Below are 23,208 nucleotides of genomic sequence, written 5' to 3'. Positions count from 1 at the left end.
GTACTCATTTTTACCTTATGGTTTTACAAATGCTGCATAAATTGCTAGTCCTAAACCAACTAATCCTGCAACAAGACCTAAAATTGACATTGTATTTACAGAATCTACTTTCTTGCTTAAATCTTCAACTTCTGTTTTCGATGCTTTTTCGTTAACGCTTGCTTTAACTTCTTCAACATTTGTTTTTAAACCTTCTATTTCTTTAGAATTTTCTTCAACAACTTTATTTGTTTCTTCAATTTGTTTTCTTAAAGCATATTCTACTTCACCTAATTTTGCTGCAAAACCATTTAATGTATCTGTATTAAACTCTGCCATTTGTTTTACTTCATCTAATGCTTTTAATTTTGAATCAACAGATTTTATTTTTACATTTATATATCTAATCAATTTTGATTCCAAATTCTTTATATTTTCTGAATTTTGGTAAACCAAATTTCTAAGCATTGGAATTGCATCGTTAACGTTTGTTTCAATATTCAAAACTTTTCCTGCTAATTCGTTTACCTTTTCATCAGTGTATTTCTTTCCATTTTCCTCTGACAAAGTAATCTTTTTGTATAAAAATTCAATTTGGCCATTTACTGATTCTAAAGATCCATTTAACATTTGCTCAACATCTTCTTTGGAAGCTTTCTTCGTCAAACTTTCGTAAATTCTTATAATATCTTTATCTAAAACATCAACTCTTTTTGAAAGTGCTTCCACATCTTCTGATTTTGCCATAAGAGCTACGCTCTTCTTTAATTGTCCAACAATATCATAAAGTGCTGAAATGTCATTTTCATGAACATCGACTGTCACGGATAATTTTTGAATATCCTCCTCTAATAATTTCATAGTTCTTGCCAAAAATACTGCAAGTTCATATCTTGTAACGTTATTTGTACCCTTAAATGTCCCATCTGGATAACCCGTGATAACCCCCGCTTTCTCAAGCATAACAACTGAATCATAAGCCCAATGATTAGTTGGCACATCTTTTAATTCTGCTAATGCAAAAACTGATACTAAAACTACTGACAATATAACTAACAATTTCTTCATAAAAATAACCTCCCTTCCTATTTTGTGTTACATTTTATTCAACATGCAAGTATATTATATCATGTTAAGTTAATAAATTTCAAGTGTTTTTTTCAAAATAATTAATTTTTTGTTATCAACTTAAAGAACTTTCTCTTACCAAGCCTTAAAATATGCTCTTTTTCAACTTTTACAATTTGTTTAAAATCGTTAACTCTTTTCCCATCAAAATAAACTCCACCTTGACTTATTAACCTTTTTACCTCACTTTTACTATAATTACTATTGACTTTTATTACCAAATCAACTATATTGTACTCTCCAGGTTCAACTTGAATTTCTGGCATTTCATCTGGTATTTCCTTTTGCCTGAATACTTTTACAAAATTTTCTTCCGCCATTCTGGCTTTTTCTTTGTCGTAGAAGAACGCAACAATTTCTCTTGCAAGCCTCATCTTAACATCTCTAGGATTTATCTTTCCTTCTTTCATTAGCCTTTCATATTCTTCTATTTCACTTTCCTCTATATCCGTAATCAATCTCATATATTTAGCAATTAGTTCATCAGGTATTGACATAACCTTTCCATACATATCATTTGGTTCATCAGTAAATGCTATGTAGTTATCATAACTTTTACTCATTTTTAACTTTCCATCTGTTCCTTCAATAATTGGCATCGTCATAACAATCTGCGGCTTTTGACCATATTCTTCTTGGATCTTTCTTCCAACAAGAAGATTAAACAACTGATCCGTACCACCAAGTTCAACATCTGCCTGAATGGCGACCGAATCATATGCCTGAGCAAGAGGATACAAAAATTCTGCAATGCTTATAGGATATCCCTGAGAAAGTCTTTTTGCAAAATCATCTCTTTCAAGCATCCTTGCAACTGTGTATTTTCCAGCAAGTTTTACAACATCTTCAAACTTCATCTTCCCAAGCCATTCATTATTAAATCTAATCTCAGTTTTTTCTTTATCTAAAATTTTAAAAGCTTGATTTGCATAAGTTTCAGCATTTTTTCTTACTTCTTCTTCAGAAAGCATCGGTCTTGTAGAATTCCTTCCTGTTGGATCCCCAATACGAGCAGTAAAGTCACCAATAATCAATATTATGTGGTGACCTAATTCTTGAAATTGTTTTAATTTTTTTAACACAACAGCATGTCCTAAATGAAGGTCAGGTCTGGAAGGATCTACTCCGAGTTTTACTCTCAAAGGTCTATTTTCTTTAAGCCTTTCAACTAATTCCTCTTCACTTACAAAATCTACTACATTCTTCTTTAATATCTCAAGCTGCTTTGAAAAATCCAAAGATACTTCCCCCTTCTAAAACTTTTTATCTAGAAATAAAAAATGCTGTTAATATGCTTGAAACAAAAAATAATATTCCAAATAAAACTGTTAATTTCCCCTCGGCGTCAAGCCCTTTATCTCTACCAAAAATAGTGTTCATTGAACCTGATCCAAATGCTCCACCAAGTTCGGCAAATTTTCCCATTTGCTTTAAAGAAAGGTAAATAAGAATTACACCAATAATTGCGTGAACAACAAGCATAACTGTACCCATCAATTGCACCTCCAAATATTATTTTTTCTAAGCCTTATTATATCATATACCTTCTATCAAATCAAACCTTCAGGTTATTTTCCACCTTCAAAATTTGACACACACCACAAATACTACAATCACCAAATCTACAATCTTTAGTTATATCTCCATTTAAATATTTATTATATTCTTTCCACAAAAACTGCTTTGTTACTCCACAATCTATGTGCTCCCAGGCAAATTCATCCTTCAAAGTAAACGGCCCCATGTATTCATTATAGTCAACTCTTGCTTCTTTGAATGCTTCCATCCAATCTTCAAAACTAAAAAACTCAGTCCACTCATCATAATAAGATTTTTTATACTTTATCTTTATAACTTCAAACAATTTTCTATCACCACGTGATAATAATCCTTCAATAAAACTTTTTTTACCGTCATTAATATCAATCTTAGCATATTTTCTATATTTTCTCAAAATAGAAAAGACATGTTCAGTGTATTCTGGAAGTTGCAATTTTGCAAATTGCATTGGTGTATGTGGTTTTGGAACTAAAAGATTTACTGAAGCAGTAATATCCCTATATTTTAATTTCTTAATTTCTATCAACAACCTTCCTATATCTTCAATATCACTATCTTTTTCTCCATCAAAACCTACCATAAAATACAATTTTATTCTATTCCAACCTGCCTCTTTTGCTTTTTTAGCACTGTTATAAATTTCTTCAAAATTTATATTTTTATTAATCTTATCTCTCATTATTTGAGAACCTGCTTCTGGTGCAAGAGTTATTCCACGTTTTCTAACAGAAGCAATCTTCGACATAATCTCAATATTTAATGCATCAACACGTGTTGATGGAATAGATATAGAAATTTTATTTTCAATTGAATATGAAATAATTTTATCAACAATTTGATTTATTGCCGTATAATCCATTGCAGAGAGAGACAAAAAAGATAATTCTTCATATCCAGTTTCTTTCAACATTTTTTTCGCGTTTTCAACAATATTTTCAACACTTCTTTGCCTAACTGGTCTATAAACATACCCAGCATGGCAAAATCTACAACCTCTTGTACAACCTCTACTAATTTCAATAACTGCTCTATCATGAATACTCTGAACATTTGGCAGTATTTGCTTTATAGGAACTATTGCTTTATCCAAATCTTCGATAACACTCTTTTTTATTTTTTTTGGAACGTTTCCAATTGGGACAATTTTTCTTCCAATTTGCTTGTAAAAAATTGGAACATAAACTCCTTGTATCTTTGCTACCTCTTCTAATCTTTTTATTCTATCTTCTCCTCTTGTATAATATAAAAGTTCGAATAACTCTTTTAAATTTTTCTCTCCATCACCAATAAATACAATATCAAACGCTTTAGAAATAGGCTCAATATTGTAAGAAACAGGCCCACCTGCAACAACTATTGGATCATCTTTTTTTCTATGTTCAGCTTCAATTGAAATCTTGGCTAATTCTAAAAGTTTTAAAACATTAGTAAATGCAAGTTCATACTCTAAAGAAACACCAAGTACATCCATTTCTTTTACCGGAGTTTTAGTCTCCAATGTAAAAAGTGGTATATCTTTTTCCTGCATCAAGTTAATCATATCAACCCAAGGTAAAAACACTCTTTCAGCATAAAAATTTGGAAGTTGGTTTAAATAATGGTATAAAACCTCTAGTCCATAATGAGACATTCCAACTTCATACACATCGGGAAACGAAAGTGCAATTCTCAGCTTTCCATTTGGATCCTTTTTTACAATATTGTATTCATCACCAATGTATCTTGCAGGCTTTTGAACCTTTAAAAGATTATTATGCAAAAATTGATTTATCATATTTTCCTCCTCTTCAATAAAACATATACAGCCATACCCAAATACCACTATTTTGAAATCTGATTTTTTTCCTTGCCTTTTTTTGAACGCATTTTTCAAAGTTTGAGTCTGGGGATAGTATATAAATTTTTGAATCAACAAAAATATTCCAAAGTTTTGAAAAATTAATATCATTCTTTAATCTTTCACCATATGGAGGGTTAGTTACAACCCAACAATTTTCAAATTTTTTTAAATTATTAAAATCTATATTCTCAAATATTATCCCGTTTATATTTGCCCTTTTTTCATTTTCCCTTGCAACTTTTAGTACTTCTTTATCAATATCAAATCCAATTAAATTATCCACATTAACTTTATACTTTTTTCTCTCAGGCCAATAATCTTTTAAAATACTCCATTTTTCAGATACAAAATGTCTCAAAAAAGATGGAGGAATATTTTCCTTATAAAGTGCTGCTTCAATTAAAATTGTTCCACTCCCACAAAATGGATCAATCAAAGTAGATTTTTTATCCCATCTTGAAAGAAGAACTAAAGCAGCAGCTATAGTTTCTCTTAATGGAGCCTTTGAAGTCTTTAGCCTATATCCTCTTTTACTTAATGCATCTTTTCCTGTAGTATCAAGCAAAACTTGTAGAATATCGTTTTTAATAATTAGCCTGATTGGATAAATATTATTAGTTTTTCTTGAAATTTTTTTACTAATTGCTGCATAGCTTACTGAAATAATAGCACCTTTTGCAGATAGTTTAGAATTTCTTACAGAGACATCAGAGATTAAAACTTTTCCATCAACAAATTCTTCCCAATTTACCGAATAAATTACATAATAGAGTTCATCAAAGGTTTCAACTCTATCTTGTGCTAAAACAATATATACCCTCTCAGCAGTTCTAAGAAACATATTAAGTCTTGGAATGTCTTTTAAATCCCCTTCAATGTATATTCTTCCTGATTGTGAATCCACAATTTTATAACCCAAATTTTTTAATTCTAGTGCCGTTGCACCTTCAAGACCTGCAGTGCAAGTTATCATTAATTTCATTTTTTTGACTCCATATAATGAGCTACCACAGGAATTTCAACTATAAGACAATCAAAATTTAATTCTTTTAACTTTTCAACAAACATATTTATCTTTTCAGCTTCATCAACTATATCAATAACCACAGGTAAATCTTCTGAAATACTAAAAAAATCACTTCTGTGAATATGCCTCTTTTTACCAAATCCCATTATACCCTTCAATATAGTAACGCCTTTCATCCCTTCTTTATAGGCAAGTTTCATTATATACTCAGCAGTTGGAATCCCTTTTTCAAAATCTTTTTCTCCAAGGTAAACTCTAAGTAACTTCATAATATTCTCCCCCTACCCAAAAACATACCCAATATAGCTGCAAAAAATCCTAAAAAGATATTTGCAATAAAATACACAGTTGCCCTCAATGGTTGAGTCAAAAAAATTGATAAAAATTCATATGCAAAAGTTGAAAATGTTGTAAATGCTCCAAGAAAACCTGTTCCAAAAAATAGTATAAATGTTTGTGATATATCTGTTTTTGAAATACTTAAAAACATCAGAAAAGAAAGTAAAAAAGAACCAACTACATTTACAAAAATTGTCCCCCAAGGGACAAAACTAAATGAAAAAGATGAATTAATAAACTTTGAAATCACATACCTTGAAACAGCACCTAAAGCTCCACCAAATGCAACGTACAAGCTCTTCATTTACTTCAACTCCTTATATTTCCACTCTTTTACTTTCTTTAAATTCTTTTTCCCACAAAACATGCGACATACTGTCATCAACTATTCCAATATTTGGCAACGTTTTTATATAGTTTGTTTTATCTTTGTAAATAAACAAAGATAAAATTGTCTTCCCTGAAATATCACTTGCCACAATAGTCTGAGCTTTTCTAAGCAAAAATTTACTGGTATAGTTTGTTTTATCAAAAGCTATAAAAAGTTCAACATCTTTTAAGTAATTTTCAGCAACCGATATAGAACTTCCAACCAATATGCCAGCTTTGAAAAACCCAAAGTCTATTATCTTTTCTGAATTATTCAAAATAGTATCTACGAACTTAAAATGATCGTAAATAAATACAGCCTGTCCATTATAAAAGAGAGTATATGGAATTTGCAAATTTTCAAAATCATTAGTCACCCATATGTCTGGTTCAAATTCCTCCACTAAAAAACTATTTGAAAGAAGGATTCTCAAATCTCTCCCACCTTTTTCAATAATTCAAATAACTTTCTAAAAGCTCTACTCCTATGGCTTATTTGTCTTTTTACACTTTCGCCAAGTTCCCCAAAAGTCTTATCATAACCTTCAGGTATAAAGAATGGATCATATCCAAATCCAAATTTACCTCTTATATTATCGGAAATCGTTCCGTTTACTATTCCTTCCGCAGAAATTAAAACTCCATTATTTGGGTTAAAATATGTTGCAACACAAACAAAACTTGCACTTTTATCATCAAAATTTTGCAATCGTCTTAAAAGTTCTTTCATCTTTTCTTCATAGCTGTAGCCTTCCATAAATCTAGCACTTTCAACCCCAGGCATTCCACCTAGAGCATTTATAACAAGTCCTGAATCATCACAAATTACAGGGTTATTTAACTCCATTCCATAATAGTAAGCTTTTTTCACAGAATTTTCAAAAAAAGATTTTCCATCTTCTTCAACATCAACTTTTTTTGGTGATTTTAATAGTTCCAAATTAAAATCACTCAAAATATCCATAATTTCGTGAACTTTGTGTTCATTTGTTGTTGCCACATAAATCACATTCTCACCTCAATAATGATATTTTTCATTATTTATAATTTTAAACGCTCTAAAAAGTTGCTCTAAAAGTATAACAAGTGTAAATTCATGAGTAAAAGTCATTTTAGACAAAGAAATTTTTAAGCTTGCTTTTTTTCTTAATTCATCATCTATACCAAGCGGTCCTCCTATAACAAACAATAACTCTCCCGATAACATCCCATTTTCAACTAATTTTGAAAACGAAATACTATCCATCTGTTTCCCATGGAGATCTATTAAAATAAACTTTCTGTTTTTAACCTTATTTAAAATTTCATCTTTTTCTCGCCTTAAAATCACATGCTTTGATTCTCTATTAACATCTCCACCAAGCTTTGTAAACGTAACAGTTAAATTTGCAAAACGCTTTAATTTTTTTAAATAAAAATCAAAAACGTTTTGCAAATGACTTGAAAGCTTTCCAGGAACAATTATTTCTACATTCATTCTAAAAACCTCTTACAATATGAATCATCACATTCAAGCGATTTTAATAAACTTGCCACCTTTTCACCTATTGGATTTTCAATTCCTGCAAGAAAGTCTGCAAGATGAAGATGTAAACATTTTATTTTAGTAAAATCTTTTATACCACCACTTCCAACACTTTTTAAAACTTTTCTCCACTGCTCATACTTTTTCAAATCGTCTCTTTCAAAAAATTTATCCCGTTCTTCTATGACCTTCATGTGAGCATTTACTAATTTTTCTCTAAGTTCTTTTTCAGCTTCTACCTCATCTTGAAATTTTTTTATGTTAGCCCTTTTCTTCAAGGCGAGATACTTCTTTTATAAGATACGGGCAAACTAGGTAATTCAATGTGGGAAATGGTTTTTCATCTTTTATTGGAAGACTTTTAATAACTTGAGGAAAACCATACGAACAAAATTTTGCAACTTTACAAAAATTTGTTGCATTAATTGACAACTGTTTTTCAACTATTTTTCTTATATCTTTATCACTAAAGCATTCCATTCATTGCTCCTCCAATGTTCAACTATGTTGTAACTTTTAAAAAGTGGCAATTTGGAATCAATAATTCCAGATAAAATTACTATACCATCTTCTTTAAGAAATTTTGGTAAATCTTTTAACGCTTCTATTAATATTTCTGCAATTATATTTGAAACGATCAAGTCAAATTTTCCATCAACGTTTGAAAATAAATCCGATTGTCTTATTTCAACATCAACATTATTTCTTTCAACATTTTCTTTTGCCGCTTCAACAGCTAAAGGATCATTATCCACTCCAAGAACTCTACCAGCTCCAAGTTTTTTAGCTAAAATACTTAATATAGCACTACCACATCCCAAATCCAAAACATCCATACCAGACCTTAAATATTTCTTTAAAAACTTTGCACTAAGCTTTGTCGTATCGTGAAGCCCCGTTCCAAATGCAAGCCCTGGGGTAATTCTAATAACTATCTCACCATCCACATTGTTATGATCTGGATCAACATAAACTCCTTCAATGAATTCAAAAGGCTTTGTAATTAAATTTTTCACCCAATCTTCAGAAGTTGTTGTCCTATTTTCAACAAATTCTAAGTTAAATGGCAGAAAAACATTTTCTTGTTTTTCTTCAAAAACCAAAACCAAAAAAGTACCTTCTTTTGTTTCATAAAAATAATAATTTTTTATATTATTTTCAAAAAAGTACTCTTCAATTTTTTCAACTTGATCTTGAGAAATTTTGTAAACAAATTCGTTAAATACTTTATTCAAAACTACTCACCACCCAAATATAACCCTTGATCTTTGAGAACATACATTCTACCATAAGATGGCAAAAATGCAACAGGATTCGTATGTTTTCCATTTATTCTTACTTCAAAATGCAAGTGAGGGCCTGTACTAATTCCTGTTGACCCCACTCTTCCAAGAAGTTCCCCTTTTTTTACGGTTTGGCCTTTATAAACACTAATCTTAGACATATGACCATAAACTATCTCATAGTTTCCATATTTTACAATTACTGCCAATCCATATCCTCCATACTCACCTGCATGAGTTACTACACCGTTTGTGGCAGAAAAAATTGGACTTCCTTCTGGAGCTGCTATATCAAGACCTGTATGAAAAGTTCTTTTTTGATATATAGGGTGAATACGCCAGCCATATGTTGAAGAAATTTTTCCATATACCGGCCAAATAAAACTTTTATCATATACGTTAAACGCTACACCAACATAATCTATTGGTATAAATAATTTCTGCCCGACATAAATAAAACTACTAAGTAGATTGTTAGCCTTTTTGATTGCATCAACTGTTGTAAAAAATCGGAGTGAAATATCGTACAGTGTATCTCCTTGTTTTACTTCATAAATTATTCCGTTTGGCTGTGGAATCTTTATTGATTGTCCCACCTTAAGATGATAAGGATCAATATCATTCCAATCAAGTATAACTGAAGGTGAAACATTAAATTCCTTGGAAATTAAATAAAGGGTGTCTCCAGGTTGAATATAGTAATTTAAAATATAATAATTTGCAAATAAACTTGCAGCTATCAAAAAAAAGAATATTGCTAAAACTTTTTTATTCACCTTATACACTCCTTTCACCATTTACAAAATTTATTTTATCATATACTCCACAAAAAATACAAATTGATAAAAGTCAGAATAAAATAGTATTAGTTAAAAAAAGCACATTCGAAAAAATGCGCAAAAAAACAGTTGAATAAGTTATTTAATATTAATCATTTTTAATAAATATTAACAACTTTTGCCAAAATTATAAATTATTGTTAATATACAAGTTAGAACTAAACGCTAAAAAGAAGGGGGATATACATGACTGCAACTATCAGAGTAAGAATGAGTACGGCAGATGCCCACTACGGTGGAAATCTTGTCGATGGTGCAAAAATATTGCAACTTTTTGGTGATGTAGCAACTGAATTACTCATTAGGCATGACGGAGATGAAGGCCTTTTTAGAGCGTACGATAATATTGAATTTTTAGCACCTGTGTATGCCGGTGACTTTATTGAGGTTACAGGAGAAATAGTTGAGGTAGGAAGAACCTCAAGAAAAATGGTCTTTGTTGCAAAAAAGGTCATAACTGCAAGGCCAGATATCAATGACAGTGCAGCAGACGTTTTAGAGGAACCTATAATCGTATGTAAAGCAAGTGGTACATGCGTTGTACCATTAGAAAAGCAAAGGAAAAGGTGAGAATATGGAAAAACTCATAATTACAGTCGCCGTTACCGGTGCAGAAGTTACTAGAGAAAAGCAACCCAATTTACCGATCACTCCAGATGAAATAGCCGATGCGGTATATGAATGCTACCTTGCCGGTGCATCAATTGCCCATGTTCACGCAAGATTAGATGATGGAACTCCAACCCAATCGTATGAAGTATACAAAGAAATAAAAGAAAAAATTGAAAAAAAATGTGATATCATCTTCCAACCTTCTACAGGTGGTGCAACTTGGCATACTTTTGAAGAAAGAATGCAACCATTACTTACTAACCCAGAAATGGCAACATTGAGTGCCGGGACATGCAACTTTGGAAACGATGTCTTTTTAAATCCAATGGAATATATCGAAAAATTTGCTATTGAAATGAAAAAAAGAAATATAAAGCCTGAAATTGAAGTGTTTGAAAGGGGAATGATTGAAACTGCAATAAAACTTGTTGATAAAGGGCTTTTAAACCCTCCTTTGCACTTTGATTTTGTAATGGGAGTTCCAGGAGCAATACCAGGAACTATTGAAGATCTTGTCTATCTCGTATCCAAAATACCACCTGGTTCTACATGGAGCGTTGCTGGAATAGGTAGATATGAATTACCACTTGCAGTACATGCTATTTTAATGGGCGGTCATGTTAGAGTTGGCTTTGAAGATAATATCTATTACAAAAAAGGCGAACTTGCAAAGTCAAATGCCCAATTAGTAGAAAGAATTGTAAGAATCGCAAAAGAATTGGGAAGGGAAATAGCAACACCAGATGAAGCAAGAAAAATACTAGGAATAAGAAAGGAGTGAAACTATGATAAATAAAAGAGGATGCCCATATGGAACTCACAGAGTGATAGAACCAAAAGGTACTTTACCACAGGCAGCAAAAAAAATTGATAATACAATGGAAATATATACAAACGAAATATTAATTGATGTAAAAACATTGAATGTCGACTCTGCAAGTTTTACACAAATAAAGGAATCCTGTAACAAAGACATTGATTGTATGAAAAAAACAATCCTTTCCATAGTAAACGAGAGAGGAAAGCTGCAAAATCCTGTAACAGGCAGTGGGGGAATGCTAATCGGAGTAGTAGAAGAAATAGGAAGTGATTTAAAAACAGATCTCAAAGTTGGTGATAAAATAGCTACACTAGTTTCTCTCTCTCTAACTCCTCTTAAAATCGACGAAATACTAAATATTAAGATCGATGCTGATCAGGTTGACATAAAAGGAAAAGCAATTTTATTTGAAACAGGCATATACGCAAAACTTCCAGATGATATTCCAGAAAAGCTTGCACTTGCGGTATTAGATGTTGCTGGAGCACCCGCTCAAGTAAATAAACTGGTTAAAAAAGGTATGACTGTAGCTATAATCGGTGCTGGCGGTAAATCAGGATTATTGTGCTGCTATCAAGCAATGAAAAATGTTGGTAGTAGTGGCAGGGTAATAGCAATTGAATATTCCCAAGAAAACGCTGAAAAAGTTAGAAAACTAAACCTAGCTCATGATGTAATTGTTGCAGATGCAACAAAACCTGTAGAAGTTTACAACGAATTTTTAAAAGTTACAGGTGGACAACTTGCAGATGTAACCATAAACAATGTAAATGTTCCAACAACTGAAATGTCATCGATACTTATAACAAAAGATGAAGGAATTATCTATTTCTTTAGTATGGCCACATCATTTACAAGAGCTGCACTTGGTGCAGAAGGCGTTGGAAAAGATGTAACTATGATTATAGGAAATGGATACACAAAAGGACACGCAGAGTTGAGCTTGAACATCTTGAGAGAGTCAAAAGAAATAAGAAAACTCTTTGAAGAAAAATATTGTTAAGGGGGAAGATGCATGAGAAATTATAAGGAAATTCCACTTTGGAAAAACGTTAGCGAAGAAGAATGGAACAATTGGAAATGGCAAATAAGAAACAGAATTACCGATGTTGACACATTAAAACAAGTAATTAACTTAACGCCTGAAGAAGAAAATGGAATAAGAAATAGTTTGAAAACACTTAGGATGGCAATAACTCCATATTATGCATCATTAATGGATCCAGACAATCCAAAATGTCCTATTAGAAGACAAGCTGTTCCAACAATAAAAGAGCTCGAAGTAAAACCGTGGGATATGGTAGATCCTTTGCATGAAGATGAAGATTCGCCTGTTCCAGGACTTACCCACAGATACCCTGATAGAGTTTTGCTTCTTGTAACTGATATGTGTGCAATGTACTGTAGACACTGCACAAGAAGAAGATTTGCTGGTCAACACGACAGAGCAAGAACAAAACAAGAAATAGATGCAGCAATTGAATACATAAGAGAAACACCTCAGGTTAGGGATGTTCTACTCTCTGGTGGGGATGCATTACTTGCTGGAATTGATATGCTCGAATATATTTTAAAGGAACTAAGGAAAATAAAGCATGTTGAAATTATTAGAATTGGCTCAAGAGCTCCTGTTGTGATTCCACAAATAGTAACAAAAGAATTAACTGATATGCTAAAAAAATATCACCCAATATGGCTCAATACCCATTTTAACCATCCAAAAGAAATTACACCTGAAAGCTCCAGAGCATGTGAAATGCTAGCAGATGCTGGTATTCCACTTGGAAATCAATCTGTTTTACTACGCGGTGTAAACGATAGTCCATATATCATGATGGAACTTGTACACCAACTTGTAAAAATAAGAGTAAGACCGTATTATCTATACCAGTGTGATCTTTCACAGGGAATTTCACATTTTAGAACATCCATTGGAACGGGTCTTAGAATAATTGAAAGTTTAATAGGACACACCTCTGGTTTTTGTGTTCCTACATACGTTGTTGATGCTCCCGCAGGTGGAGGAAAAATTCGTCTTATGCCAGAATACCTTATTTCTTACTCTGATAAAACTGCAATCCTTAGAAACTATGAAGGGGTTATCGTAGCATATCATGAACCTGAAGACACTGAAAGTGACGTCGATGACAGTGAATACAGAGAAAAATACAAATTGAGCGGTATTGCTTCATTATACGATAGCAAAAAAATCTCAATGGAGCCAGCTCACCTTGAAAGACATGAAAGAATTAGAAAATGGAAAGAAAAAAGAGGTGAAAAAAAGTGAAATATTCCGATTTAAAAGTCGGTGATACATACGAAAAATCTCAGGTTGTTGAAGATCAACATGTTGTAAGTTTTGCTCAAATAACGGGAGATAAAAATCCTGTACATCTTGATGAAGAATACGCAAAAAATTCAGTTTTTGGTGGTAGAATTGCTCATGGAATTTTACTTCTTGGATATATATCTGCAGTTCTTGGAATGGAATTTCCAGGTCCTGGAACAATTTACATGTCTCAAAATGCTAAATTTTTAAAACCAGTCTATATTGGTGAAAAAATAAAGATAGTAATTAAAATTGTAGAAAAAGATGATAATAAAAAGAGAGCAAAGCTTTCAACAAATATATACAAAGAATCTGGAGAACTTGCAGTAGAAGGGGAGGCTATGGTGTCATTGAAATTTCTATGATTAAAACATTTGAAAAACACAAAGTTATAGCAATTGTTGGGCTTGAAAAAAACACAGGAAAAACTGAAACATTTAATTTTTTACTTAAAAACCTTAATAAAAGATACACCTTGGGAATTACCTCAATTGGGATTGATGGTGAAGAAAAGGATCAGGTAACATTTACTAAAAAGCCTAATATTTTTGTAGAAAAAAATATAATCTTTGCCACAACAGAAAAATATTTTAAAATGAAAAATTTTTCAGCAGAAATTCTTTATGTCTCAGACAGGAGAACATCTACTGGAAGAATAATAATAGCCCGTGCAAGAGAAAGGGGAAAAATAATTCTTGCCGGGCCTACTACAATTGATTGGTTAAATGAAATTAACAACAAATTATTTAATTTTGGTGCAAAAAAGATACTAATAGATGGTGCACTTTCTAGAATAAGCAGTTCTTCAATCAGTGATGCTGTAGTTCTTGCAACAGGTGCAGCAGTTAGCCTTGATGTAGAAAAGATCGCATCAAAAACCATAGATCTAATCTACAAAATTAATCTTCCAAAATACAAACTTTATAACCTAAACAATATAAACCTTGAAAAGGGAATTTACTTAAAAGATCTTAAATTACTGGGTGAAAGTACCTTAAATTTTGAAGATTTTGATAAATTAAAAGAGGTAAAAGAAATAATAATCATAGGTGCATTAACAGATAGCTTTGTTAAAAAACTTATAGACAAAAATATAATATTAGACATAATTGTCAAAGATTTTTCAAAAATTTTTGCAAAATCTTCTACACTCAAGCTCTTTAAAAAACTTGGAGGGAACATATTTGTATTAAACAAACCAAATCTATGCCTTATTACTGTCAATCCAACTTCACCATATGGATATCAAATAAATGAAGAAGTTTTAATCGAAAAAATTTCAAAAGAAATTGATATTCCTGTGGTAAATATCAGAAAGGTTGATAGCATATGAATACAGGTTTTGAATACATAAGAAAACAATTAGATTTTTCATCACCACTTGGTAAAAAAGCATTTGAAAATATAAAAATAATGAATAACAAAGAAGAAATTAAAAAAAATCTTCAAGCAATTGAAGTTTTTAATAATATTGAAGAAAAAAACATTGAAAAAATCAAACAAATTCTTTCACACATTCAAGATATAGAAGAAACAATTAAAAAGTTAAGTTTTGAATGCACTCTAGATGAAATTGAGCTTTTCCAAATAAAAGTTTTTTCAATATTTTCACAGGACTTGTTAAAATTACTTAATACTTTAGAAATTTACAATATTTTCAATTTGGAAAATATTGAAGAAGTTATAGAAATACTTGATCCACGCGGTGAAAGACTTCCTACATTTTATATATACGAAGAATACGATAAAAATCTAAAAGAGATAAGAAAAATAAAAGAAAGTGAAAATGATGAAAGCAAATTACTTGAAATCCTTTCAAGAGAAAAAGAAATTGAAAGAGAAATTTGTGAAAAACTATCTAAAAAACTACATAAATTTTCAAATAAGCTCCTTAAGAATTTTCGAATAATTTCATTTCTTGATCTGTCTATTTCTAAGTACGAGTTATCAAAAAAGTTAAATTTAAAAATGCCACAGATTAACAGTTCTTTTGAAATAATATATGAAAAATTATTCAACCCTGAGGTTGAAAATTTATTAAATGATCGAGGAAAAAAATTTCAAAAAATTGATATTACTTTGAATCCAGGAACTCAGATAATAACAGGAGCAAATATGGGGGGTAAAACTGTACTTTTAAGAACGATTGCACTATCACAAATGATGTTTCAGATGGGGTTCTATGTTCCAGCCGAATTTTCTAAACTTCCAATTTTTGATGAAATTTTCTTTGTTTCTGGAGATTTTCAAAATATAAAGCTTGGACTTTCTTCTTTTGCAGCCGAAATGGAAATAATAAATAACATATATAATGAAATAAAAAGTGGTAAAAAAATACTTATCCTTTTAGACGAACCTGCAAGGACAACAAATCCAACTGAAGGTAGTGCTATTGTAAAAACCATATCAAACCTTTTCAACAGAGGAAATGTTATCTGTGTAATTTCAACGCACTTTGATAATGTTATCGACAAAGAAATGAGGCATTTAAGGGTCAAAGGACTAAAAGATGTTGAAAAAATAGATCCAAGCAAAGATATTCAAGACTATTTCGATTATTCAGTTGAAGAAGTTCAGCTTTATAACCCACCAAAAGAAGCATTAAAGATACTTAAAATTTTAAAAATAGATAATGATATAGTTTCTAAAGTCGAGGAGGTATTAACTGATGAAAAGCAAATTAGGTCTTGATTTTAAAAAAGTTGAATATGCAAGAAAACTTTCTAAAAAGATAGCTGACGGAGTAAAAGAATTTGTTGAGCCGCGTTCTACAACATCAATCGAAAGAACAATATGCAGATTCTTGGGAATTGATGGAGTAAATGCTGAAGGTGTGCCTCTTCCAAATGTTGTTGTTGATCATCTTAAAGAAAATGGATTAATTGAAATGGGAGCAGCATATTGTATTGGCAACGCAATTATCGAAACAGGACTTTCACCTCAACAAATTGCTGAAGAAATTGCTGGGAAAAAATTGAATATAGGAAAATTAAAAATGAATTCTTTAGATAAGGTTCTTGATACACTAGAGCCTTATGTAAACCAGACTATAAACAAAATAAAAGATAACAAAGAAACGCGTGAAAGGATGATAAGGGAAATTGGAGAAGGAAAACAACCATATCTTTACGTTATAGTTGCAACAGGAAATATATATGAAGATGTTGTTCAAGCTCAAGCAGCTGCAAGACAAGGAGCAGATATTATAGCTGTAATACGTTCTACAGCACAAAGCTTGCTTGATTATGTTCCATATGGTCCAACAACTGAAGGATTCGGTGGAACTTATGCAACCCAAGAAAACTTTAGAATAATGAGAAAAGCTCTTGATGAGGTTTCATACGAAGTTAAAAGGTATATACGCCAGGTTAATTATGCTTCTGGACTCTGTATGCCAGAAATAGCTGCAATGGGTGCACTTGAAAGATTGGATATGATGCTAAATGATGCACTGTATGGAATACTCTTTAGAGATATTAATATGCAAAGAACAATAATAGATCAACACTTTTCAAGAGTTATCAACGGCTTTGCAGGAATAATAATAAACACAGGAGAAGACAATTATCTTACAACTGCTGACGCTTATGAAGAGGCACACACTGTACTTGCCTCACAATTTATAAATGAACAACTTGCATTAATGGCAGGAATTCCTGAAGAGCAAATGGGGCTGGGTCACGCATTTGAAATGAATCCGGATATAGAAAACGGATTTTTATATGAACTTGCACAAGCTCAAATGGCTAGAGAAATATTCCCAAAAGCTCCACTAAAGTACATGCCTCCAACAAAATACATGACTGGAAATATTTTCAAAGGAATCGTTCAAGATGCTATGTTCAACGTTGTATCTATATGGACCAAGCAAGGAATTCAACTTCTTGGTATGCTAACAGAAGCTATTCACACTCCATTTATGTCAGATAGGTACCTTGCCATTGAAACTGCAAAATACATATTCAACAATATGAGAAATATTGGTGATGAAATTTACTTTAAAGAAGACGGAATAATTCAAAAAAGAGCAAAACAAGTACTTGACGAAGCAATAGAACTATTGGAAAAAATTGCTGAAGATGGTTTGTTTAAAGCTCTAAGCAAAGGTGTATTTGCAAACGTAAAAAGACCAATTGATGGTGGAAAAGGACTCGACGGCGTCTTCTTAAAAGGGAAAAATTACATTAACCCATTTATCGAAAAAATGTTAGAAGGAAGGTGCTAAAAATGAGCGGATACAATCTTGAAAAGAAAAATATAGATAAAACTCTTAATCTAAAAGCAGTCAAACCATATGGAGATACAATGAACGATGGGAAAGTACAAGTTAGCTTTACTTTGCCTGTCCCATATGGGGATGAGGCAGTAGAGGCTGCAAAAATAATAATGAAAAAAATGGGACTAGAAAATCCACAAGTTGTGTTTTCAAAAGAGCTTACAAAAGGTTTTACATTCTTTATAGGTTACGGAGACTGTATCCACACAGTCGATTATGAAAGCATACATGTTCCAAAAGTTCAGGTTGATGAAATGACAATGTATGAAATCGATCAATTTATAAAAGAAAAAATTGGAAGGAAAATAGTGGTTGTAGGTGCGACAATTGGCACTGATGCACACACGGTTGGTCTCGATGCAATTTTAAACATGAAAGGATTTGCAGGACACTACGGACTAGAAAGATACGAAATGTTCGAAGTTTACAATATGGGAAGTCAGGTTCCTGTTGAAGAATTTGTTAAAAAAGCTATTGAAGTAAAAGCCGATGCTTTACTTGTTTCACAAACGGTTACACAAAAAAATATCCACATAAAACATTTAACGGAATTAGTAGAGCTACTTGAAGCAGAAGGAATACGCGATAACGTTATATTAGTAGTAGGTGGTCCAAGAATTACCCACGAACTTGCAAAAGAACTTGGATATGATGCGGGCTTTGGCCCAAATACATTTGCAGAACATGTTGGAGCTTTTGTTGCAAAAGAACTTTATAGAAGAATGCAAGCAAAATGAAAAGGTTAGTTTTAATATTTACAATTTTAATTGCTATTTCTTGCTTTTCAGATGACAAATTACTTCATATGAATGTATCGAGCGTCTTAGAATCTATTTTCTCATCCTTTTCAGATAAAAGTGAAGTTATTACTTTTTCAATAGGGATTGCAAAAGAAGTGTACGATCTATTATCTAAAAATGGCGTATGCGATTTTTACGATATACTTGCAGATATATATGGTATAATGCTATATAAAATGCATAAATTTAAAGGCTATAAATTTTCAATAGTTATTGCACTTGAATTTTAAGCCCTATGGAAATTCCATAGGGCTTTATTCATACCTTAATGCATCAACAGGATTAAGCTTTGAAGCTTTAATTGCAGGATAAATCCCAAAAAATAATCCAATAAGGCCTGAAATAACAAATGATAGAATAATTTGATCAACTCTAAAGTGTGGAGTAACATTTATAAATTTACCTATAAAGTTTGAAAAGACCATTCCCATAATTACTCCAATTATTCCAGCACTAACTGTTAAAATGGATGATTCAATTAAAAATTGAAGCATAATATTTGAATTTGTTGCACCTATTGCCTTTTTTATTCCTATCTCACGTGTTCTTTCAGTAACTGACACCAACATAATATTCATTATTCCTATACCACCGACAAGAAGTGAAATCCCTGCTATAGCTCCAAGAACTAAATTAAGCATTCCTGTAACTTGATTTATAGTATCAAGTATTTCATCCTGACTTAAAATTTTATAAGAATCCTCATCTTTTAACCTTGAAAATAAAAATATTTCTAGTTCATCTTTTGCTTGCTCTACCACTTCGCTATTTTTTGCCTTAGCAAAAAATTGATTTACAGTATCTAGTTTCAATAACCTTTGCTCAACCGTTGTAAATGGTATGAATACTACATTGTCTACATTTAAAAATAATTTTGATCCTGTTTCTTCAAGAACTCCAACAACTTTTAACGGCAAAAACCTATTATTAATATATAGCTTTATTTCTTTTCCTAAAGGATCTTCTTCTCCAAATAATTCTTCAGCCACATAACTTCCTATTACAGCAACCTTTAAACCACCTTCAAAGTCAAGCGCATTAATTAGTCTTCCACTTTCTACCTTGAGGCCAAATATATTTATAAAATCTGGATTTGTAGCATAAAATTGTGTTGAAATAGTATTTTCAGCATATTTGAAATTACCATTCGATGAAAAGCTTGGAGTAATGTCGGTAAGATACATCGCTTGCCTTTTCATTTCTTCAATATCATCCAAAGTAAGTTTTCCGTATTTTGTCCTCTTTGCCATTACAAAAAAGACGTTTGAGCCTATTGATTCAATTTCACTTTTTACTGAGTAAGTTGCACCATTTCCAAGTGAAAGTACTATTATTACTGCCATTACTCCAATTACTATTCCAAGCATAGAAAGAAAAGATCTCATTTTATTGTACATCAAACTTCTTATAGCCTCTTTAAACATCTCGTAAATCATAGATATCTCTCCCTTGGATCTTTCCATCTCTTAGAAAAATTACATGATTTCCCAAGAGTTCTAACTCAGGGTCATGAGTTACAATTACAACGGTCATACCATCTTTATTTAAACGCTTAAATATCTCTAAAATATCTTCTCCACTCTTTGAATCCAAATTCCCAGTTGGTTCATCTGCCAAAATATAACTTGGCTCATTTGCAAGTGCCCTTGCAATAGCAACTCTTTGCATTTGTCCTCCTGATAGTTGTGTTGGTTTGTGATTAATTCTATCACCAAGTCCAACTAACTCCAGCAATTCTTTCGCCCTTTTACGCCTCTTTTTCAAAGGAACTCCTTTATACATCATCGGAAGTTCTACATTTTCAAGTGCTGTAAGTCTTGGAAGCAAATTAAATTGTTGAAAGACAAAGCCTATCTTTTCACCTCTAATTTTTGCAAGTAATTTATCGTTTAGCTTACTTACATCAACACCATCTATATAAACATTTCCACTAGTTGGTTTATCAAGACATCCCATAATGTGTAAAGTAGTTGATTTCCCGGATCCTGAAGGCCCCATAATGATAACGAATTCTCCTTTTTTTATTTTAAACGATATTCCATCCAAAGCTTTGACATCCACATCACCCATTTTATAGATTTTTTTAACCTGATTCATTTCAAAGACTATTTCCATATACTCACCTCTTTCTTTATTTACCAGGTCTTACAAGTGGAGGTGGTGCAGCATTCCCAGCTTTACTTAAATTCTTACTTAAAGATTTATTTTGAATTAGTACAACATCCCCTTCATTTAATCCTGATACAACTTCTACAAAATCTTCAGTAATTGCACCAATTTTAATTTCTCTAAGCTCACTAATGGGATTATTATTTTCATCTTCTCCAGTTTTTACTTGAACATACCTTTTTCCATTTTTTACTATCACTGCGTTTGTTGGAACTTTTAAGACATCTTTCTTGTTAATCGTTAAAATTTCACCTTCACATGATGCTCCTATAAAAATATTTTCAGGAAATTTTACCTTATTAATATCAGCTCTTATTGTTGCTGTTGTCACATTTGCAGATGAGATATTAGCAATTTGCTTATAGGTAATCTCCCCCTGCAATATTTCAGAATTTCCTTCAACTTCAATACTTATTTTTTGACCTACCTGTACCTTTGAATAATCAATAATATCAATAGTTCCTTCAAATTCAAAATTAGACCTATCTAAAATTACGCATAAAGCTTGATTTTGATTTACCAAGTCTCCAACTTTTTTCGAAAAATTTACAATATATCCAGATATTGGCGCCTTTATAACTGTATTTACAAAATCATCGTATGCTTTTTCATATTGAAGTCTCTTTAATTCTTCCTCGAGTGTTCCATTTCCTTTTACCATTTCATATGAGAGTTTTGCATTTAAATAAGAAATCTTATAATCTTCATCATCAATCTTTAAAATAGGATCTCCTTTTTTAACAAAATCACCCTCATTTACGTAAACTTCTACAACTTTTCCTGAAACCTCCGGATAAATCGTCATATAATTTTTTGGTATGATTTTTCCAGTTGCACTTACCGATTCTACCAAGTCTGATTTTTTAACTGTATATTCTATGCTTTTTACAAGCGCTACATTATCCTTATTAGAGTTTAAACCACATGAAGAGATTAATAAAATCAAAATCATTAAAGAAAGAATAAAAGCTTTCTTTTTCACTCTAGCACCTCCTCAATAAGAGACAAAAGATCGTATCCTAAAAAGCTATAGATATTTAGCTTTTTAATAAAGATAGAAAATTCTACATTTTCAAGATTATATTCTTCTATCAAATATTCATATTCTGATATCTTATATTCATTTTCAGTTACTAACCCCTTTTCAAACTTTTCTTTAACTTTTTCCAAGTTAATTTCTTTTATCTTTTTCTCAATTAATGCTATTTCATAATCATTATTAGAGTTTTCAAGTTCGTAAAAAAATTGTTCATATTGGTTTTCTAACATATCGATCTTTTCTTGGAGATTTTTTGATGCTATTTCATAGTCAATTAAAATATTTTCTTTTTCAAGCTTTTTATTTCCGAATAAATCTAATGTAAAGCTCAAATAGACTTTAGGCTTAAATTCTTTATCACTGCTACCTTCTTTGTAGTCATAGTCAATGGAAAAACCCAAGTTTATATTTGGTACATAAAGTTGATATAATCTTTCTTTTTTCAACTCATTTAACTGTTTTTGAATCTCTAAGGCTTTTAAATCTAACCTTTTTCCAAAATCTTTCTGTGGTAAGTTAACTTCAAACATATTAAATGGAAAGCCAGAATATTTTTCATATTCACTTTTTTTACTTTCATAGCTTTTTAAATTTTTTTGCAACATAAGCAAAGATTTTTTCTCATTAAGATACTCTATCTGAGAGATAATACCCTTTGAGTATTTTTCTTCAACTTTTTTAAACTCTTCTTTCTTTAATTGATACAATTTAGAGTAGATTTCATACATTTTGGAATAGTAAAGGCTATAATACGCATTATTTAGGTATTCTATAACCTTTTGATTTTTTACATTGAGTAAATTCCATTTTGCATTTAAAAGAGAAATTTTCTCTTCTAAATCCTCTTCATCACTATTATCAAACAAATTTTTGCTAATTGAAATACCATATGAATCTTTGAATTCATCATTAACAAATCTAAAGTTGCCATTTAGATTAATATCAAAATTAAAAACATTAAAATCTATTCCAACTGGAAATGTTAGAACATCGTTATTAGCCGAAAAATTTGCACTCACACTAAAATCATCGGAAAAACTGAAAGTCACTGGCACACTTAACTGATAACTATCAAAGTCGTATTCAAATGAAACCTTATTTAAATTTGTACCAAAACTTAAGCTATATCCTTTCTCATAAGATAAATTGATGTAATTTTTTAATGCTTGAAGATATTCTGGAGAATTTTCAACGTAATTTCTTATCTCCTCTTGCATATTTGAAAAAATAAGGCTTGAAAAGACAAAAATAAATATTAATATTATTTTCTTCAA

28 protein-coding genes are annotated in these 23,208 nt (G+C 31.2%); 10 read left to right on the top strand and 18 right to left on the bottom strand.

Annotated elements, in window-relative coordinates; all coding sequences use genetic code 11:
- Window positions 1-15 precede the first annotated feature (15 nt).
- The 14 genes from OB7_RS00840 to OB7_RS00780 form a co-directional block, all read right to left on the bottom strand.
- Entirely contained in the window at window positions 16-1,047 is a 1,032-nt protein-coding gene (locus tag OB7_RS00840; protein ID WP_114702251.1) for an S-layer homology domain-containing protein, read from the bottom strand.
- 101 nt (window positions 1,048-1,148) lie between these two features.
- Window positions 1,149-2,345: a tyrosine--tRNA ligase gene (tyrS, locus tag OB7_RS00835; RefSeq protein ID WP_114702250.1), complete on the bottom strand. Its 1,197-nt coding sequence runs from the start codon at window positions 2,343-2,345 to the stop codon at window positions 1,149-1,151.
- Window positions 2,346-2,370: 25 nt separating this feature from the next.
- Window positions 2,371-2,601: a preprotein translocase subunit SecG gene (secG, locus tag OB7_RS00830; RefSeq protein ID WP_114702249.1), complete on the bottom strand. Its 231-nt coding sequence runs from the start codon at window positions 2,599-2,601 to the stop codon at window positions 2,371-2,373.
- A 61-nt stretch (window positions 2,602-2,662) separates the two neighbouring features.
- A complete protein-coding gene (locus tag OB7_RS00825) occupies window positions 2,663-4,441 on the bottom strand; it encodes a TIGR03960 family B12-binding radical SAM protein (RefSeq protein WP_114702248.1) in 1,779 nt (592 codons plus the stop codon).
- 13 nt (window positions 4,442-4,454) lie between these two features.
- Complete coding sequence (locus OB7_RS00820; RefSeq protein WP_114702247.1) at window positions 4,455-5,489, bottom strand: THUMP domain-containing class I SAM-dependent RNA methyltransferase; 1,035 nt, start codon at window positions 5,487-5,489, stop codon at window positions 4,455-4,457.
- Complete coding sequence (locus OB7_RS00815) at window positions 5,486-5,803, bottom strand: DUF190 domain-containing protein (RefSeq protein ID WP_012579560.1); 318 nt, start codon at window positions 5,801-5,803, stop codon at window positions 5,486-5,488. The genes OB7_RS00820 and OB7_RS00815 overlap by 4 nt, the downstream gene beginning before the upstream one ends.
- Window positions 5,800-6,177, bottom strand: a complete 378-nt coding sequence (locus tag OB7_RS00810; RefSeq protein ID WP_114702246.1) for a fluoride efflux transporter FluC — start codon at window positions 6,175-6,177, stop codon at window positions 5,800-5,802. Before OB7_RS00810 ends, OB7_RS00815 begins: the two co-directional genes overlap by 4 nt.
- A gap of 13 nt (window positions 6,178-6,190) precedes the next feature.
- The gene (locus OB7_RS00805) at window positions 6,191-6,676 is read right to left on the bottom strand and encodes a hypothetical protein (RefSeq protein WP_004104158.1); all 486 of its coding nucleotides are present in this window, start codon (window positions 6,674-6,676) and stop codon (window positions 6,191-6,193) included.
- The gene (rdgB, locus tag OB7_RS00800; RefSeq protein WP_114702245.1) at window positions 6,673-7,251 is read right to left on the bottom strand and encodes an RdgB/HAM1 family non-canonical purine NTP pyrophosphatase; all 579 of its coding nucleotides are present in this window, start codon (window positions 7,249-7,251) and stop codon (window positions 6,673-6,675) included. Before rdgB ends, OB7_RS00805 begins: the two co-directional genes overlap by 4 nt.
- 9 nt (window positions 7,252-7,260) lie before the next feature.
- On the bottom strand, window positions 7,261-7,719 hold the full coding sequence (locus OB7_RS00795) for a 23S rRNA (pseudouridine(1915)-N(3))-methyltransferase RlmH (protein ID WP_114702244.1): 459 nt from the start codon (window positions 7,717-7,719) through the stop codon (window positions 7,261-7,263).
- Window positions 7,716-8,045, bottom strand: a complete 330-nt coding sequence (locus OB7_RS10130; protein WP_282956774.1) for a DUF501 domain-containing protein — start codon at window positions 8,043-8,045, stop codon at window positions 7,716-7,718. Before OB7_RS10130 ends, OB7_RS00795 begins: the two co-directional genes overlap by 4 nt.
- Window positions 8,029-8,247: a DUF501 domain-containing protein gene (locus tag OB7_RS10125; protein WP_282956773.1), complete on the bottom strand. Its 219-nt coding sequence runs from the start codon at window positions 8,245-8,247 to the stop codon at window positions 8,029-8,031. The genes OB7_RS10130 and OB7_RS10125 overlap by 17 nt, the downstream gene beginning before the upstream one ends.
- Entirely contained in the window at window positions 8,220-9,002 is a 783-nt protein-coding gene (locus OB7_RS00785; RefSeq protein ID WP_114702243.1) for a 50S ribosomal protein L11 methyltransferase, read from the bottom strand. The genes OB7_RS10125 and OB7_RS00785 overlap by 28 nt, the downstream gene beginning before the upstream one ends.
- 2 nt (window positions 9,003-9,004) lie before the next feature.
- A complete protein-coding gene (locus OB7_RS00780; protein ID WP_114702242.1) occupies window positions 9,005-9,826 on the bottom strand; it encodes a peptidoglycan DD-metalloendopeptidase family protein in 822 nt (273 codons plus the stop codon).
- 249 nt (window positions 9,827-10,075) lie between these two features.
- Between OB7_RS00780 and kal the strand changes: the two genes are divergently transcribed.
- From kal to OB7_RS00730, 10 genes are read left to right on the top strand one after another with little or no spacing between them, the layout of a single operon-like run.
- A complete protein-coding gene (gene kal / locus OB7_RS00775) occupies window positions 10,076-10,459 on the top strand; it encodes a 3-aminobutyryl-CoA ammonia lyase (protein ID WP_012579568.1) in 384 nt (127 codons plus the stop codon).
- 4 nt (window positions 10,460-10,463) lie between these two features.
- Window positions 10,464-11,282, top strand: coding sequence for a 3-keto-5-aminohexanoate cleavage enzyme (gene kce / locus OB7_RS00770; protein WP_004104173.1), 819 nt, complete (start codon window positions 10,464-10,466; stop codon window positions 11,280-11,282).
- A 4-nt stretch (window positions 11,283-11,286) separates the two neighbouring features.
- On the top strand, window positions 11,287-12,324 hold the full coding sequence (gene kdd / locus OB7_RS00765; protein WP_012579569.1) for an L-erythro-3,5-diaminohexanoate dehydrogenase: 1,038 nt from the start codon (window positions 11,287-11,289) through the stop codon (window positions 12,322-12,324).
- A gap of 12 nt (window positions 12,325-12,336) precedes the next feature.
- Complete coding sequence (gene kamA, locus OB7_RS00760; protein ID WP_114702241.1) at window positions 12,337-13,608, top strand: lysine 2,3-aminomutase; 1,272 nt, start codon at window positions 12,337-12,339, stop codon at window positions 13,606-13,608.
- Window positions 13,605-14,015: a MaoC family dehydratase gene (locus OB7_RS00755; protein WP_012579570.1), complete on the top strand. Its 411-nt coding sequence runs from the start codon at window positions 13,605-13,607 to the stop codon at window positions 14,013-14,015. Before kamA ends, OB7_RS00755 begins: the two co-directional genes overlap by 4 nt.
- Window positions 14,012-14,983, top strand: a complete 972-nt coding sequence (gene kamB, locus OB7_RS00750; RefSeq protein ID WP_004104182.1) for a lysine 5,6-aminomutase reactivase subunit KamB — start codon at window positions 14,012-14,014, stop codon at window positions 14,981-14,983. Before OB7_RS00755 ends, kamB begins: the two co-directional genes overlap by 4 nt.
- The gene (kamC, locus tag OB7_RS00745; protein WP_114702240.1) at window positions 14,980-16,341 is read left to right on the top strand and encodes a lysine 5,6-aminomutase reactivase ATPase KamC; all 1,362 of its coding nucleotides are present in this window, start codon (window positions 14,980-14,982) and stop codon (window positions 16,339-16,341) included. Before kamB ends, kamC begins: the two co-directional genes overlap by 4 nt.
- Complete coding sequence (gene kamD, locus OB7_RS00740; RefSeq protein ID WP_114702239.1) at window positions 16,319-17,875, top strand: lysine 5,6-aminomutase subunit alpha; 1,557 nt, start codon at window positions 16,319-16,321, stop codon at window positions 17,873-17,875. Before kamC ends, kamD begins: the two co-directional genes overlap by 23 nt.
- A gap of 2 nt (window positions 17,876-17,877) precedes the next feature.
- Window positions 17,878-18,663, top strand: a complete 786-nt coding sequence (kamE, locus tag OB7_RS00735) for a lysine 5,6-aminomutase subunit beta (protein WP_012579574.1) — start codon at window positions 17,878-17,880, stop codon at window positions 18,661-18,663.
- Window positions 18,660-18,956 carry a hypothetical protein gene (locus OB7_RS00730; protein WP_114702238.1) on the top strand — a complete coding sequence of 99 codons (297 nt, stop codon included), beginning with the start codon at window positions 18,660-18,662 and terminating at the stop codon, window positions 18,954-18,956. The genes kamE and OB7_RS00730 overlap by 4 nt, the downstream gene beginning before the upstream one ends.
- Window positions 18,957-18,980: 24 nt before the next feature.
- Here the strand turns inward: OB7_RS00730 and OB7_RS00725 are convergent, their stop codons facing one another.
- From OB7_RS00725 to OB7_RS00710, 4 genes are read right to left on the bottom strand one after another with little or no spacing between them, the layout of a single operon-like run.
- Window positions 18,981-20,162, bottom strand: coding sequence for an ABC transporter permease (locus tag OB7_RS00725; protein WP_114702237.1), 1,182 nt, complete (start codon window positions 20,160-20,162; stop codon window positions 18,981-18,983).
- A complete protein-coding gene (locus tag OB7_RS00720) occupies window positions 20,143-20,841 on the bottom strand; it encodes an ABC transporter ATP-binding protein (protein ID WP_114702236.1) in 699 nt (232 codons plus the stop codon). The genes OB7_RS00725 and OB7_RS00720 overlap by 20 nt, the downstream gene beginning before the upstream one ends.
- A 16-nt stretch (window positions 20,842-20,857) precedes the next feature.
- The gene (locus OB7_RS00715) at window positions 20,858-21,877 is read right to left on the bottom strand and encodes an efflux RND transporter periplasmic adaptor subunit (RefSeq protein WP_012579577.1); all 1,020 of its coding nucleotides are present in this window, start codon (window positions 21,875-21,877) and stop codon (window positions 20,858-20,860) included.
- Window positions 21,874-23,208 (bottom strand): TolC family protein, encoded by a 1,335-nt coding sequence (locus OB7_RS00710; RefSeq protein WP_114702235.1) that lies wholly within the window; start codon window positions 23,206-23,208, stop codon window positions 21,874-21,876. Before OB7_RS00710 ends, OB7_RS00715 begins: the two co-directional genes overlap by 4 nt.

The sequence above is a fragment of the Thermosipho africanus Ob7 genome, from assembly GCF_003351105.1.
GTDB classification, from domain to species: Bacteria; Thermotogota; Thermotogae; order Thermotogales; family Fervidobacteriaceae; genus Thermosipho; species Thermosipho africanus.
The sequence above is the reverse complement of the archived record's forward strand: the minus strand, read 5'-3'. Positions and strand labels throughout refer to the sequence as shown.